The sequence below is a fragment of the Paraburkholderia sp. BL21I4N1 genome (assembly GCF_002973525.1).
In the GTDB taxonomy this organism is placed as follows: Bacteria; Pseudomonadota; Gammaproteobacteria; order Burkholderiales; family Burkholderiaceae; genus Paraburkholderia.
In genome coordinates this window covers 252,066-266,285 of the sequence record NZ_PVEN01000001.1, presented here as the reverse complement: position 1 = coordinate 266,285, position 14,220 = coordinate 252,066, and the positions used below count along the sequence as shown (strand labels likewise).

At 59.3% G+C, this 14,220-nt stretch carries 15 protein-coding genes and 1 pseudogene; 8 read left to right on the top strand and 8 right to left on the bottom strand.

Going from position 1 to position 14,220, the window contains the following annotated elements; translation table 11 throughout:
- Positions 1–228: 228 nt before the first annotated feature.
- Both sfnG and B0G83_RS01230 read left to right on the top strand, forming a co-directional pair.
- A complete protein-coding gene (sfnG, locus tag B0G83_RS01235) occupies positions 229–1,326 on the top strand; it encodes a dimethylsulfone monooxygenase SfnG (protein ID WP_181156655.1) in 1,098 nt (365 codons plus the stop codon).
- A 259-nt stretch (positions 1,327–1,585) separates the two neighbouring features.
- Positions 1,586–2,347 (top strand): glycosyltransferase, encoded by a 762-nt coding sequence (locus B0G83_RS01230; RefSeq protein WP_105505618.1) that lies wholly within the window; start codon positions 1,586–1,588, stop codon positions 2,345–2,347.
- A 49-nt stretch (positions 2,348–2,396) separates the two neighbouring features.
- Here B0G83_RS01230 and B0G83_RS01225 read toward each other — a convergent pair whose 3' ends face one another.
- Positions 2,397–3,395 (bottom strand): flippase-like domain-containing protein, encoded by a 999-nt coding sequence (locus B0G83_RS01225; protein WP_105505617.1) that lies wholly within the window; start codon positions 3,393–3,395, stop codon positions 2,397–2,399.
- 83 nt (positions 3,396–3,478) lie between these two features.
- Positions 3,479–4,942 carry a metallophosphoesterase gene (locus B0G83_RS01220; protein ID WP_105505616.1) on the bottom strand — a complete coding sequence of 488 codons (1,464 nt, stop codon included), beginning with the start codon at positions 4,940–4,942 and terminating at the stop codon, positions 3,479–3,481.
- Between the two features lie 300 nt (positions 4,943–5,242).
- Here B0G83_RS01220 and B0G83_RS38875 point away from each other — a divergent pair, with 300 nt between their 5' ends.
- Positions 5,243–5,416, top strand: coding sequence for an inorganic phosphate transporter (locus B0G83_RS38875; RefSeq protein ID WP_219849008.1), 174 nt, complete (start codon positions 5,243–5,245; stop codon positions 5,414–5,416).
- Positions 5,413–5,553, top strand: a pseudogene (locus B0G83_RS39515) (hypothetical protein); the annotation flags it as partial. The gene B0G83_RS38875 and the pseudogene B0G83_RS39515, both read left to right, overlap by 4 nt.
- A 79-nt stretch (positions 5,554–5,632) precedes the next feature.
- Here B0G83_RS39515 and B0G83_RS01210 read toward each other — a convergent pair.
- The 5 genes from B0G83_RS01210 to B0G83_RS01195 all read right to left on the bottom strand — a co-directional run bounded on the left by B0G83_RS01210 (position 5,633) and on the right by B0G83_RS01195 (position 10,138).
- The gene (locus tag B0G83_RS01210; protein ID WP_258167638.1) at positions 5,633–7,105 is read right to left on the bottom strand and encodes a hypothetical protein; all 1,473 of its coding nucleotides are present in this window, start codon (positions 7,103–7,105) and stop codon (positions 5,633–5,635) included.
- A 301-nt stretch (positions 7,106–7,406) separates the two neighbouring features.
- Positions 7,407–7,757, bottom strand: coding sequence for a DUF4148 domain-containing protein (locus B0G83_RS01205; RefSeq protein ID WP_105505614.1), 351 nt, complete (start codon positions 7,755–7,757; stop codon positions 7,407–7,409).
- 64 nt (positions 7,758–7,821) lie between these two features.
- Entirely contained in the window at positions 7,822–7,971 is a 150-nt protein-coding gene (locus tag B0G83_RS38445) for a hypothetical protein (RefSeq protein WP_181156654.1), read from the bottom strand.
- Between the two features lie 222 nt (positions 7,972–8,193).
- A complete protein-coding gene (locus B0G83_RS01200) occupies positions 8,194–9,051 on the bottom strand; it encodes a LytTR family DNA-binding domain-containing protein (protein WP_105505613.1) in 858 nt (285 codons plus the stop codon).
- 7 nt (positions 9,052–9,058) lie between these two features.
- Complete coding sequence (locus tag B0G83_RS01195) at positions 9,059–10,138, bottom strand: sensor histidine kinase (protein WP_258167637.1); 1,080 nt, start codon at positions 10,136–10,138, stop codon at positions 9,059–9,061.
- A 631-nt stretch (positions 10,139–10,769) separates the two neighbouring features.
- Here B0G83_RS01195 and B0G83_RS01190 point away from each other — a divergent pair.
- The 4 genes from B0G83_RS01190 to yfcF all read left to right on the top strand — a co-directional run bounded on the left by B0G83_RS01190 (position 10,770) and on the right by yfcF (position 13,202).
- Entirely contained in the window at positions 10,770–11,273 is a 504-nt protein-coding gene (locus B0G83_RS01190; RefSeq protein WP_105505612.1) for an inclusion body family protein, read from the top strand.
- A gap of 69 nt (positions 11,274–11,342) precedes the next feature.
- Complete coding sequence (locus B0G83_RS01185; protein WP_105505611.1) at positions 11,343–11,846, top strand: AidA/PixA family protein; 504 nt, start codon at positions 11,343–11,345, stop codon at positions 11,844–11,846.
- A gap of 168 nt (positions 11,847–12,014) precedes the next feature.
- Positions 12,015–12,539 carry a DUF3455 domain-containing protein gene (locus tag B0G83_RS01180; protein WP_105505610.1) on the top strand — a complete coding sequence of 175 codons (525 nt, stop codon included), beginning with the start codon at positions 12,015–12,017 and terminating at the stop codon, positions 12,537–12,539.
- A 30-nt stretch (positions 12,540–12,569) separates the two neighbouring features.
- Positions 12,570–13,202 carry a glutathione transferase gene (gene yfcF / locus B0G83_RS01175; protein WP_105505609.1) on the top strand — a complete coding sequence of 211 codons (633 nt, stop codon included), beginning with the start codon at positions 12,570–12,572 and terminating at the stop codon, positions 13,200–13,202.
- A gap of 82 nt (positions 13,203–13,284) precedes the next feature.
- On the opposite strand, the gene B0G83_RS01170 is transcribed toward yfcF, so the two are convergent.
- Positions 13,285–14,178, bottom strand: a complete 894-nt coding sequence (locus B0G83_RS01170; RefSeq protein ID WP_105505608.1) for a DMT family transporter — start codon at positions 14,176–14,178, stop codon at positions 13,285–13,287.
- Positions 14,179–14,220 lie beyond the last annotated feature (42 nt).

Below are 14,220 nucleotides of genomic sequence, written 5' to 3'. Positions count from 1 at the left end.
CAGACTGCACAATGCGTGGCGCGAACCAACGCTGTCTCACTCAAACCGTTGCTACGACTCCGGCCTCGTACTTTTGAGCATGAAGATCACGCATTTTTCATCGATCGATAGCAGATTTAATTGATTGATCCAGGGCGCATCCCTGCCATAAATTCGACCTGTGCGTCGCCAACTTTGCCGACAGGCCACCGGAGTCCGCTCCGGTTTGCGAACGAACAGGGAATCGATATGAGCGAGCGTCAGGAAGAGTTGAAATTTGCGTACTGGGTGCCGAACGTCAGTGGCGGCCTGGTTGTCAGCACGATCGAACAGCGCACCGACTGGAGTGTCGAGTACAACCAGAAGCTCGCGCAAGCTGCCGAGCGCGCCGGTTTCGACTACGCGCTGAGCCAGATCCGCTTTACCGCGGGCTACGGCGCGGACAACCAGCACGAATCCGTGTCGTTCAGTCAGGCGCTGCTGCACGCAACGACGAAATTGAAAGTACTCGCCGCGATCCTGCCTGGCCCGTGGAGTCCGGCCGTGGTCGCGAAGCAGATTGCCACGATCGACCATATTTCCAACGGGCGTATTGGCATCAACGTGGTCAGCGGTTGGTTCAAAGGTGAGTTCACCGCGATCGGCGAACCGTGGCTGGAGCACGACGAACGCTACCGTCGCTCACGCGAGTTCATCGAAGCGCTCAAGGGTATCTGGACGCAAGATAACTTCACCTACCGTGGTGACTTCTATCGCTTCAACAACTACACGTTAAATCCGAAACCGGTACAGAAACCGTATCCGGAAATCTTCCAGGGCGGCAGTTCGCGCGCAGCCCGCGATAACGCTGCGAGCGTGTCCGACTGGTACTTCACGAACGGCAATACGCCAGAGAATCTCAAGCTGCAGATCGACGACATTCAGGCGAAGGCGGCGCAAAACGACCACAGGGTGCGCATTGGCGTGAACGCGTTCGTCATTGCGCGCGATACCGAAGAAGAAGCACGTGCCGTGCTCGACGACATCATCGCCCACGCACACGTGGAAGCCGTGCATGCTTTCGGCAATGCGGCCAGACAGGCAGGTAGCGCGTCGCCTGAAGGCGAGGGAAACTGGGCGAAGTCGAGCTTCGAGGACCTGGTGCAGTATAACGACGGCTTCCGTACCAATCTGATCGGCACACCGCGTCAGATTGCAGAGCGGATCGTCGAACTGAAGGCCGTGGGTGTCGACCTCATCCTGGCCGGGTTCCTGCATTTCATCGAAGAGGTCGAATACTTTGGGGAAAAAGTACTGCCAATCGTACGCGAGCTCGAAGAGGCCGCGCTTCGTCGCAAGGCAGCTTGATGCGGTGGTGCCGGCACCGTCGACTATATTTCACAACATCACGCGGGTTTCACGCCCGCGTGGTATGTCTCATGGGCAGAGTAATTCGTCGCAATGAATACAACGTATTCCTTCGTGCGTAGCGAACCAGACAGCCGGGGCTCGCGTATGATGGAGCGACGTCTCAAGCGCTCATGCCTGCGATCCCCCTCAGGCGCGGCCCCTTCCATTGCGCCTTGCGCGGTCGTTACCGCGACCAAGGTGCGGCTTCTGCCCAACTATGACAGCCAGCCCGTCCCCTTACAATTCCCAGTTCATTTCATGCATCATCTGCGCGTATAACGAAGCGCCACGAATTGCAAAGGTACTCGCAGTAGCCGCGGTGCATCCCGCGTTGGGTGAGGTCATTGTCGTCGACGACGGTTCCAACGACGGCACCGCCGACATCGTCAAACAGTTTCCCTCTGTGCGCCTGATCGTGCGCGGTGCGAATGGCGGCAAGAGCGCGGCAATGGTAGATGGCATCGCCGCTGCACAAGGTGATCTGCTCATGCTGCTCGACGCCGATCTGAAAGGGCTCGCCGCCGAGCATATCAGCGAGCTGGCGGCCCCCGTGCTCAAAGGGCGTGCGGAAGTCAGCATCAGCCTGCGGCAGAACAGCCTGACGCTGTTTCGCGCTATCGGGCTCGATTTCGTTTCCGGGGAACGCGTCGTTAAGAAGGCGCTGCTGCACGCGGCCCTTGAGCAAATCCAGGCGTTACCGCGCTTCGGGATCGAAGTGTTCATGAATCGACTGATCATAGAGCGGCGTTTGCGAATCGCGGTGACGCACTGGCCTCATGTGACCCAGGCCCGCAAAACCGAAAAGCTTGGCTATTGGCGTGGTGTCCGCGCCGAATGGCGAATGATCGCCGACCTGCTGAAAGCGGTTTATCCGCTTGCATTGATTACACAGACGGTTCGATTGCTACAACTGCGCATCCGCCACGGACGAGCTTCTTTCGCGACACGCATGAAAGGATCGCCCGATAGTCCGCGGTAGTCTGTGGAATCTCCGCGGCATGCCGCTTCTTCGCCACGACGCGCGACGTTCAACTCCGTCTATTCACACGTGCAACCGCCAGGGCAAGCATGCCGATGGCGCCCAACACGAGAGGACAGAACAACGTCGCGAAACGCCACAGTATGAGTGCCGCCCCGACTGCGGCATGCGGCACCCAGCCGCCGAATGCGGCGGCGAGCCCAAGATCGCCGCCGCCACCACCGGCCGGAATACCGGTCCACAGCGCAGCGTGCAAAACCAGCGCCTGAACGGCCACCACGAAACCGGGCGGCAACGAATAACCCTGTTCCAGCAGAATGAACCACAACGCGCCATAACGCAGCAGCCATTGCGTCGTTGTCAGTACAAGCAATGCACCGAGCCGCCAGCGCGACCCCGATAGCAGATGCCGCCATTCGTCGCGCACATTGGCGACGAATGTCGTCCAGCGTGCGGGGGGACGTGTCGGCATCCCAGCACGCCTGATCGCGCCACCCGCACCCTCCGCGAGTTTGCGCCGGCAGGTCCAGATCGCGCACGCTAGCGCGACAGCACCGATCGATGCACCCGCCACGATATGCAAGGACTTCGGCGTAATCAGCCCGGCGATCAGGCCGATGCACGACACGAACGAAACGGGCACCGCGACGGTGAAGAACGCGAGGTCGAGTGCCTGATCGCCGCTCACCACGGTGGTGGCTTGCGTCCATGAAGCGCCCGCACGTTGCAACAGCCCGAGGTTCACGCCATATCCGGCGGCGCCAAACGGAGAGCTGAGGAACGCCGCGTCGGTAATGAAGGTGATGGCGAGCGTGCGCCGGAATCGTATGCGAAGACCCAGGGCCGTTTGCATCAACTGCTGTTTGCCGGCCTTCGCGGCGGCACTCACGAAAGCGCTCGCCGCCAGCATGACGATGAGACGGGCCGACGCCGCCTGCAGGCCGGCCAACGTGGCATGAACACCCAGCAGAAACGGCGCGCCAATTGCAAAGACGACGCCCACGATGGCAAGAAGTACGGTTACACCGAAGGCAAGCGGCTTCGTCAAGAGAGTGTCCCTGGCAAGGCCATTGGGTGAACAAAGTCGATTACGCGAGCTATCCGTCGCAAGCGGCTACGAGCCTCCATGCTTTAGCGCTTCAGCATGGCGCGGGCCGCTTTTGCGGCGCCCGGGCGGCCCATATCCACCGCGACGAAATGCGCGATCTTGCGCTCACCGAGGTCGACCGCGACGTAGTCGTTCGGCGCTTTTGCGGTCAGACCGTCCGAAGCCGAATGGTATTCAATGCGTAATTGCGAAGCGGTGACGACGAGCCGAAGATAACCGTAATTGGTATCGTCATAGTTCTCGAGCACCACCAGGTCGCTATTCGCCGATGCCGCCTGCAAAACCTGTGGCGCGCGAATCGGCGCAGCGCCGCTCGGCACCAGCTTGATCAGTCCATGCCCACCGTTACCGCACACAATGTAGGGAATCTGTGTGCCGTCCGTGCGACGGGTGCGTGTGAAGCGCTGATAGTTGTGCGCGTGTCCGGACAGAAACGCATGCGGCCAAACGCCATTGGCCTCGCAGATCTCATCGATCTGCTGCAACATCGCGGTACTCGACCCGTGACCGCCCGCGCAATAGGGCGGATGGTGATCGGCGATCAATAACGCCCCCGTGAATTTCTCCGCTTTCACGCGTTTGAGCGCGGCATCCAGATAGTCGAGCTGGCTGCGCCCAATATGCGGGTCCGAAATCACACCCGGGTCTTCCAGCGTATTGCTGTAGATCACCAGCACACGCACGAACGGCGCCTCGAACGTAAAGAACACGCCGGGCTGTATTTGCGCGGTACGCGTTAAACCACCCGCCTCCGGCGTCACGACGAAATCTTGTGCGCAGAAGTTACGCAGAAATGCCGCGAGACTTTTTGCATGTGCCTCGGGCGAGACCATACCGTCGTGGTTGCCCGCGCATGCAAGAATCGGCGCCGGATAGTTGCGATAGGGCTCGTAAAACTGATCGTAGTAGTACTTGCTCTCGCCGAAACTGTAGACCACATCGCCGAGTAGCAGCGCGAACTGCGGGATCTCGGCCGCGTTCGGCTCGGCGAAGTCAGCCGTCATTTTGTCGGCGACTTCATTCTGCGTGGCGGGCCCCGTTGTGTTGCCGCAATCGCCGAGCGCGTGAAAGACGAGTTGTCCCGACACCGTTACCGTATCGATCGCACCAGAATTGCCGCCAAACACCTCGGCCAGCGATAGTTGCGGCTCGACGCCGCCGCGCGGCGCGGGAAACGGCAGCGGAAAGAGCTTGTGTTCCGCATTGAGTTTATCGATCTCTTTGTACGCCGCGTCGTCCGATGGATGAGGAATGCGGAACACAGTCGGGTCGGCCGTCGGTTGCGGCTGAGCAAACACGGGATGTGTCAGCGCGCGCTCGCGCAGCGTGACAGGTGCGTCGATACTGCCCGGCTGAGGCACAGGCGCGGCCGTAGCAGTCGACGCGTCCGAACGAGCCGCCGCCTTGCCTTCACGCGGCGCCTTTCGCTTCGCTTTCTTGTCGCTGTCCTTCTGTTCACTCTTCTTCGACTCGCGTTTTGCCGGCATGTGCGCCTCTTTCAAACTGATCGGTCGGGAATCTGGCAGGCAACGGTGTTCGTTGCAGACATAGAACGTTACGACACACGCGTGTCGGAAAAGTGTCCGATCGAAGGCAAAGAAGGGAGGAGCACACTATTCAACACCGGCAGCATTGAACACACGAGGTATCAGCGGAAATCAAGCGCATCGCACCGATCGGAGGCTGACTTTAAATTGTCATAACCGCCGACTATTTTTTAAGGCTCGCATTCACGGAGCAACTGGCCGACATCCGCGAATTTTTCCCCACTGGTGATATGCGTCGTCATGGTCCTCGCATTCGAATCGACCAACGATTTTCACGACTCTTCCAATGCCGTCGCGACGGTCATCTACACGCAATCGTTGAAACCGGCTCAGGCGATGGTCTGGTCCGGGTTGATGAATTTTATCGGCGAGTGGTTCGCACGCTCGGTGAACGGCTGGGCAAACAACACATGACGCCGGGGCAAGGCGCCAGCACCGAACTGGTCGGCTCGCTGCTGATCGGCACTGCGGGGTTGACTGGCCTGCCGTTGAGTACGACCCACATCATCATGTCCGGCATCGCCAGAACAATGGCCGCAGGCGGTCAAGGCCTGCAGCGCGGAATGCTGGTGCGCATTGTGCTCACGTGGCTGGTGACCTTGCCGGTCACCAGCCACGCTCGCATCGACTTCAATTCGTCGTCGCCCCCAGCAGAACCATGCTGTGTATCCCCGTCAACGCCTGCTGCCACGAGTCGCTGTTCCGTTCCGCCTGTCCGCCTTCGAATAGCGGCTTCAACAACGCCAGCAAATCTTTCGACTGCGATGAACTGGAAGGCGTGGTCACATCCGAAACCAGCACACCTCGCACGTATTCGGATTGACGCGTCGATTGACTCGACGACTGGCTCAACGACGCACTTAGCAACTTGCCCTTTTCAGTGGCGATCTGGGTGGTGCTGTCGGCGTCGTCGTTGATCTGCATGTAGTAGTAACTCTGCGATGACTTCGACGTGTTGAGTAATGGCGCACCCGTTCCCGTAAGCGCCTGGTGATAGCTCGCGCTCAGATGCGATTGCTGGGTTTGCGAGATCGTGCCCTTCAGCAGATTGCCTTCGCTGCGGGTGCTTTGCGATAGCTGATACGAGAATGCATCCACCTCGCCTAAACGGAACGGATTCGACGACACCGGCGTTTCGGTAACCGACGCGCTGAAATCGGCGAGGCCCGTCAACATAGCGTGATCCGATTGGGCCAGCCAGGGGGCGTAAGCCGTGCCGGCGAGTTGTTGCGACGGCGTTCCGTCACTGCTGTTCATCTGCGCGAACGCATCTTTGAACATGCTCATCAACGCCGCGTTACCGTGACCACGCGCGGTCGCATTGTCGATCTGCTTCAGATAGCTTGCAATGGCCTGGTTGCGCTGCGCGTCCGAGCCCCACAGCGTGGAATTGCTGGTGTCGACATCGACGTTCATCTTGCCCGCCGCGCCCGAGATACTCAGGGTTCGGGCGGCGCTGCTCGTGGAAAAATCGACCGCCAGATTGTTTGGCCCGTCATTCGTGACGTTGAATTGCAACCTCACCGAAGACAGCACCGCCGGATCCGTGTCCATCAGACCGCTGAGATCGACAGTGGGCGGTACCGCACTAAGGCCGTCGATTGCGTGCTGAAAACCGTCGGCCATTTTCGCCAGCGCGCTGCGCTCGGCATCGCTGAGTTTGCCACTGCTATGCATGCTGACGGAGAGTGTGCCGCCGCTGCTATCCAGTGCAATATCCACCTCTACGCCGCTCGCGGTTTTAACCGTCAGCTTGATATCGCCTTGCGGACTTTGTGCCGATTGTTCCAGGCCGCTGACGCCACCGGTCGATGCAACATTGACCGATTGCGAGAAATCGTTGCCCGTCGTTTTGAAACGATCCAGCAGCGCGCTCCCGAGGCCAGAGAACTGACCGGAGATGGACTGCGACATGTAATTACCCGCCATCGCCATAGTCACGGCATCCGTGCTGCTTCGAGCCCACGTGACGGTCGGCGCTACGTTCGCCAGTTTGCCCTCTGGCGTGTAAACCACGGGGGCGTCGACGCCAATCATCGACGGAATCGTCACGATGGTCGAGGCGGCTGCCGTGACCGATTCTTGTGAAGCAGTGGCGCTCACGGAAGCAACGCTTGCGCTTGCGTTCGATAGCGGCGTCACTGCCAGTGCTGGAAGTGCGTTCAACGACGACAACGTGGTCATATCGAGCGTGCCTTATTTCCTGGTATGTGTAGAGGACGTCCGGCCGACATCCGCTTTATCAATCACTATATCGGCACGCGATACAGGATCTTTATATGTCTTACGAATGTTATGCGAGATAACTTGAAGTAAAGCTTTGAAACTACGTGGTGGCGTAGCGGAGAAATTTTGACGGATCCTGCTCACCCGGCTCTGCAGCAGGATCCTCCGTGCGCACTATTCAGCTACCAAAGTACAGATTGCAGTAGCTGACCGGGCCCACACAACCGGCGTTCATCGTCATATGCACAGGTCGCCCAGACGAAGAGCTGCCGTTCTGAGCCACACCGCCGTACGAAGATTGCGTCGTTTGCTGCGTGTCTTGCGCGGCAATTTTCGCCTCGGCTGCCTGAATGTCCGCAGGGTAGGTGGCGTCGTCGCTGGTTGACGGGTTATAGCCAGCCTGTTCGACACGGACCAGGTCAGCACGCACTTCAGCGCGCGTCACCGGCGCATTCGATTGAGCGAAGCTGAGAACAGGGGTAGCCAATGCGCCAGCGGCGAGAGCGAAACAAACGAGAGCGTTTTTCATGATTCAGTTTCCTTTAAGACGTAGTGAATTAACGGGCAACGATTGCCCCAGTGAAGTTGATACGTTAGCTACCAAAGTAAGGCGTGCAGTAACCTGCGGGGCCGACGCACTGCTGCGTTTTCGTGTGAGCGACTTCCTTCGCCGAAGCCGGTGTCATGACGCCGGCCGAGGCAGCGACGACCAGCGCGAGAACGATAAAGAGTTTTGCTTTCATCTGGATGCCTAACTAGTCAGAGATTGAATATACCTATCTGCGTGATTGATAAAACCTCCTCGCTCGCTTACCGCTGCGTACTACTCGCGAGGCGAAGGCACTCCTTCCGCCCTTGTGCCCTCGTTCGCGGCGTTGGTGTTTTTCGCCGTCCATGCAAGGGTAAACATATCGAATCGCCGCTTTATTCCCACTTATTTTTTTGTCGATCAAACAGCCCGAACCTTACATTCCCCTGAACAAATGGGCGTACAAGCGGCTAACGACCAGCCGGGTCGGATTGCCGCGCAAAGTCAGCGTCAATTTGCCCGCATCGTCCCGCTGGGCGGTCTGGATGGCTTCGCAGCGCACCACGGCGCCACGGTGGATCTGCCAGAACTGCTGCGGGTCGAGTTGCGGCAACAGTTCCCGCAACGACAGCCGGATCAGATGCTCGCGATCCGCCGTCACGACACGAATGTATTTGTCGGCGGCTTCGAAGAAAACAATGTCGTCGATGGGAACCATCGTGATGGTGTTCCCGGCGCTCGCCTGAATCACGCGCAATGGCGCCGCGGCAGGCACTCTGCGCGACGATTCCGGTTGACCGGCGGCAAGCAGTTCGCGCATCTGATCGACAACGGCATTGAGCGAAGCGACCGCGACTTGCGGCGGCTTGCGGTCCTCCAGGCGGTCCTCCAGGCGGTCTTGCAAACGGTCTTGCAAGCGCTCTTGCAGACGCGCGCAGGTTTTCGCGAGGCGCTCGGTCTGTACCGGTTTCAGCACATAGTCGAAGGCCGAGCGCTCGAATGCCTGCAGCGCATATTGGTCGTACGCGGTCACGAACACGATCAGCGGGAACCGCTTGCCGTCTTCGGGCCAATCTTCGGTCAGCGCTTCGGCGCACTCCAAGCCCGTCATACCCGGCATGCGGATATCGAGGAACAGAATATCGGGCTGCAACGTCAGCGCCTGTTCCGCCGCGCTCTCGCCGTCGCCGACACTGGCGACGATCTCCAGATCAGGCCACAACCTGAGTAATTCGGCTTGCAGATTGGCGGCCAGCAGCGCCTCGTCTTCCGCAATCAAAGCTGTCGTGTTCATGATGGTTTTACCGTTGATACGGAAGCGTGACGGTCGCGAGAGCGCCCCCTTCCTTGTCCGTTGCGGGAATCAGTTCAATCTGGCCTGCTCGGCCGTATAGTGCTTCGAGGCGCTCGCGGACCTGTTGCAAGCCGAAGCGGGCGCCATGTTCCGGCAGCGCGTCGAGCCCCACGCCTGTGTCGCGTACGCAGAGTATCAGCGCCCCACCGTGAAGCCTGGCCGTTACTTCTACCCGGCCGCCTTTCACCTTCGGCTCCAATCCGTGCTTGATCGCGTTTTCGACCAGCGGCTGCAGAAGCAAAGGTGGCAAGGGTAGCGTGGCGAGTTCCGCCGGCAGTTCAAGCCGTATTTGCAGCCGCGCCCCCATGCGAATCTGCATCAACGCGAGGTAGTCGGCGATCCGCTCGAATTCGGTTGAAAGCGGATGCAGTCCGGTACGCGACGCCTCGAGCGTAGCCCGTAGATAGGCAATCAAATGATCGAGCATGCCTTGCGCACGCGGTGCGTCATGGCCGATCAGCACACGCAGATTAGCCAGCGTGTTGAACAACATATGCGGCTCGAGCTGCGACTCCAGCAATTTCAGGCGATTCTCCGCCGCTGTGCGCAGTGCCGCTTGTGTACGGGTTTCCATGGCAGCCATGCGAGCACGCGCGTAAAGAAAGTAGTTAATGCCGACGGCAGGAACCAGTGCCACGACAATGCTGAGAAAAACCATTCGCGTGTCCGCCGCGATGATCAAAGGCTCGCGATGAGTGCCCGTGAGCAGATCGCCGAGATCGACACCCGCGAAGTACCCCACGATCAGCGAGCCGATAATCCACGGCGCCATCAACGCCCAGCCCGGCCAGTTCCGCTTCGCGTCGAGATTCTCGGGAAGGCGCCGACGCAGCCAGTAGGACAGCCCGTGACGGCCCGCGACGATCAATGCCTGCGTGATCGATACGACGAGAAAGGCGTACATCAGATCCTTCATGAACGACTCTTCGTAAATCGTGCTGTACAGCCACGCGCTACCGACCGTGGTCGGAATCGTCACCCGAAGCGTTCGCAACAGCCATCGGGGTGGGGTCGGAAGTAGGTTCATTGCGCAGTATCGAATCCGGGGGTTGATCAATAACTCAGATAACAGGTCGATGCTTATCACATTTCCGGCCATATCGACGAATCTTGTTCGTCGTGTGGTGGAAGAAAAGCTCGTCGGTGGCATGTTGGCGTCCCGCTATCTGTGGTGTGAACCTGCTGTGACGCCATCTTCGCGGACACGCCGGTCACCCACCACCGCGTTGCGACGAACAGCGCCTGCGCGGCGCGAAATGAAGCTCCGCGTCGCGAAGTGCGGGTCCCATTGCCGCAGCGTTGCAGGGGAGCGTAACGAAACCGAAAGATGAAAACTCGCGAGCACGCGTGTCGTTGCCTGATCGCCTGATCGTGTAACTGCCCGAAAGATAGATTTCCCGGCAGGCGAACATCGGCTTCAAATAGGGCAATGCCGTTATGTCGGCTATGCGAGCGATTTCCCATAGGCCTTTTCCGCTTCTCGCGTACCTCTCTGTTTTGGCAGCTACGTGGCTCAGGAGGTGCGACCTATATTTCGTCTGCGGTTCGCCCGGACTCTGCCGCGACAACGTTACGGCACGCATGATCCTCGTGCATGGGCGGCCGCGCGATGCGAGTTCGTGCTGCGGCAAGACCCTCTACTTTAATTAGGAGTTCCTATGTCACGCGTGACCGATGTGCTCGTCTCATTCGATACAGCAACCATTCTGCAGAAGTACCCGAACCCCAGTAAGAACCCGAACGCCCCCACGCAGATCGATCCGCGCTATGTCTACATGATTACCAACCAGGATAATGTGATCTCAGGCCAGGCGGGTGGAGAACTCGACATCAAGGCTCAGGTGGGCGATCTGATCCGCTGGCGCGAAACGAGCCTCTCGTTGGGCTTCGAAACACAGGCGATTTTCTATCGCTTCATCGGCAACGTGGGCAACGAGCTGATCTCAACGCCGACGCCGCGCATGGCGGAAGCCTCGATTCCGGTGCCGAACACGAGCTCGCCGGCCACGCCGACTTGCCAGAAGGTCGCGAACTATTACTGGTCGTCGGAAATGCTGAAGGTGGGCCGCGTGACTTACCACTTCAATTTCCAGATTATCGACCGTAATTGCCAGTCCAACGGCTGCTTCTCGTGGGATCCGTTTATTTCGATCCACAACTGATACTGACGGGCGGGCGATTGCTGCACGGCGATCGTCCGTTTCCTTTGCTTGTCACACCGGAGAGTGCTCATGCCAGGTCAGCATGACGATGTACTCGTCATCGTCGACGCCGCGACACTGCTCGCAGCGCATCCCGACGCCAGCCTCGATGCCGACGCGCCGACGCCGATAGGCGGCCAGCACGTCTACGTGATGAACGCCGGCGACGCACAACAGATCGGTCGCAACGACAGCCGGATAGTGGTCAAACTCAGCGCGGGAGACGAATTGCATCTACGCGAGAGCGCGTTGTCGTTGAGAGCGGAAGAAAGCGTTGTCTTTTACCGTTTCGCTTTGGCGGACGGGAGCGTCATGAGTTCGTTAGAGGTAGTGGCAGACCATGCAACGCTGTCCGTGCCGAATCCGCAAGACTTGCTGCAGCCGAAAACCCAGAAGACAGGCGGTCATTTCTGGCGTGGCGAAGTGCTGACCGCGGGTAGCACGACGTGTGAGGCGGATTTCGTCGTGCTCGGCAGCGATGAGAAGATAAAGGGCTATTTCCGCTGGAAGATCAGCATCGACATTGAGAGTTGACGCCGCACCTACACGCCGTTGAGAACTCGAGTCGCCCAGACTCGTGCAAAGGCTCGCTCAACGCGGATGTCCTGTCATCGCGTACTATCTGGACTATCGAATTCGCCTGGCCGCTTCTCCGCCGGGCCGTCCTTTCGCGTTGCTCGTCATCCCGTCAAGGTGAGACCTATGTTCCAGCATTTCCTGAAGCCGTCCCTCGCAACCGCCATGCTGTCTGTGCTGGCAGCGTGCGCGATACAGCCATCCGCTCCCGTCAGTTTGTCCGCGAGTTCATCCATTACGCCGCCACATGGCACGCGGGAGATGACGTTAGCCGCGTCCGGCGTGCAGAACTATTCGTGCGAGTTCGACTCGCAGCATCGTCTGGGATGGGTATTCAAGAGTCCGCAGGCGATACTGTTCGATACGAGTGGTCATGCCGTGGTTCATCACGGCGCGGGGCCGTCGTGGGAAGCGGAAGACGGCAGCAAAATCGAAGGTCATGTGCTCGCACAGCAACCGAGCGAGACGCCGGCCAGCATTCCCCAACTGCTGCTTGAAACGCACGGCACGGGCGCCAGCGGCACCCTTGCGGAGGTCCGCTACGTGCAACGTCTGCATACCGTCGGCGGATTAGCGCCCCAGGCACCGTGTTCGACTGAGCATCAGGTCGGAAGCTCGCCCTATCTCGCCGATTACGTGTTCTACCGGTAATAGCTCAGTTCAACGCCCAAGGAGAGTGCTTTGCCAGAAGGTCGTCTTCGTCTTTACACCGACGCGCAATTTATCAGCCCTTACGCCATGTCGGTCTTCGTAACGCTTCAGGAGAAGCGTTTGCCGTTCGATCTTTCAACGATCGATCTCACCAATAACGCGAATCACGAAGCGGGCTATGCCGCCCAATCGTTGACGCAGCGCGTTCCTACGCTCACACACGGCGATTTCGCTCTGTCGGAGTCGTCGGCGATCACGGAATATCTCGACGAGGCGTTTCCCGAAACGCCCGTCTATCCGCAAGCGCGTTTTCACAAAGCGCGAGCGCGCCAGGTCCAGGCGTGGCTTCGCAGCGATCTGATGCCGATCCGCAAGGAGCGCTCCACCCTGGTCGTGTTCTATCGCGCGCCGGCCGCGCCGCTGTCCGCTTCCGCTAACGCCGCGGCGCAAAAGTTGTACTCATTGGCCGGGTCTCTGCTCTCCAGCGATTCGCCGAATCTGTTCGGCGAGTGGTGCATTGCCGATCTGGATCTTGCGTTGATGCTGAATCGCCTCGTGCTGCATGGCGACCCCGTGCCTGAGAAATTGGCCGACTACGCCACGCGTCAGTGGCAACGACCGTCGGTGCAGCGCTGGCTCGAACTGGCGCGCCCTCCGCTGTAAATGCGGCGAAGAGAAATTCCTACTGTACCCGTTAGTTTCGCTAGCAACTACACGCACCCGATACAACCGGTACAGCACCGCATTAAGCCGACGCCGCCAGTCGCGGGCGACTCCAACGTTTGACGAGACTGGCGGCCATACCGATCGTCACGACCGCGATGCCGGCCAGCGTAAGCGAATGCGGTTGCTCTTTCAACAGCAATGCGGCTTCAATCGTGGCGAGGAGCGGCACGAGCGCGGCGAACGTCGCGCCAATAGCCGGCCCCAGGATCGAAACGGCCTTACTGAAGAAATAAAGCCCCAGTATAGAGACCAGCACACCCTGATAGATCGCCTGAATCGCGACGGCGGCAATCGGCGCATGCAATAGCGGCGATAGACCTCGATTTAGCACATAGAACGGGCTATAGAAAAGCGCCGAGCCGACCGACACGATCGCCGTCGCGCGAATCGCGCTGACGGCGTAGCGCTTCGTGGTGACGTTATAGATCGCCCAGAGCAGTCCGCCCAAAACGAACAGCGTGATGGAAAACGCGCCGCCCGTGTTGGACAGAACATCGAATGCGGCCATGCCCATGCCGAACAATACGGTCAGAATGCCGATTTTCTGCGCGGTGGAAAGCGTTTCCTTGATGACGAACCTGCCGAGAATGGCCGTGAATGCAATCATGCTGCCGGGCGTCAGCGCGAAATAACCGACCGGCGCGCGGCTCAACGCAGTGGCCACTAGCAGGATATAAGGCGCGCCCACGCCAACGACCATCACCAGAGCAGGCACCAGACCGAGTCCGTTGGGTTTGCCTCGAAGCAGCACCGGTAATAGAAGAACGCCGGAAACGACAAAACGAATGAAGACGATGTCATAGGAATCCAGCGTCGAATGCGTAACGCCGAGACGCGTCACGACCGGAAATCCTCCCCAGATCACGGCTGCAATCAATCCATAGCCGATGCCGGCCAGTCTCTCGTTTTTCATTGTTTTCCTTCGTCACGTTCCGTACCGTCAGCCTACGGGTTC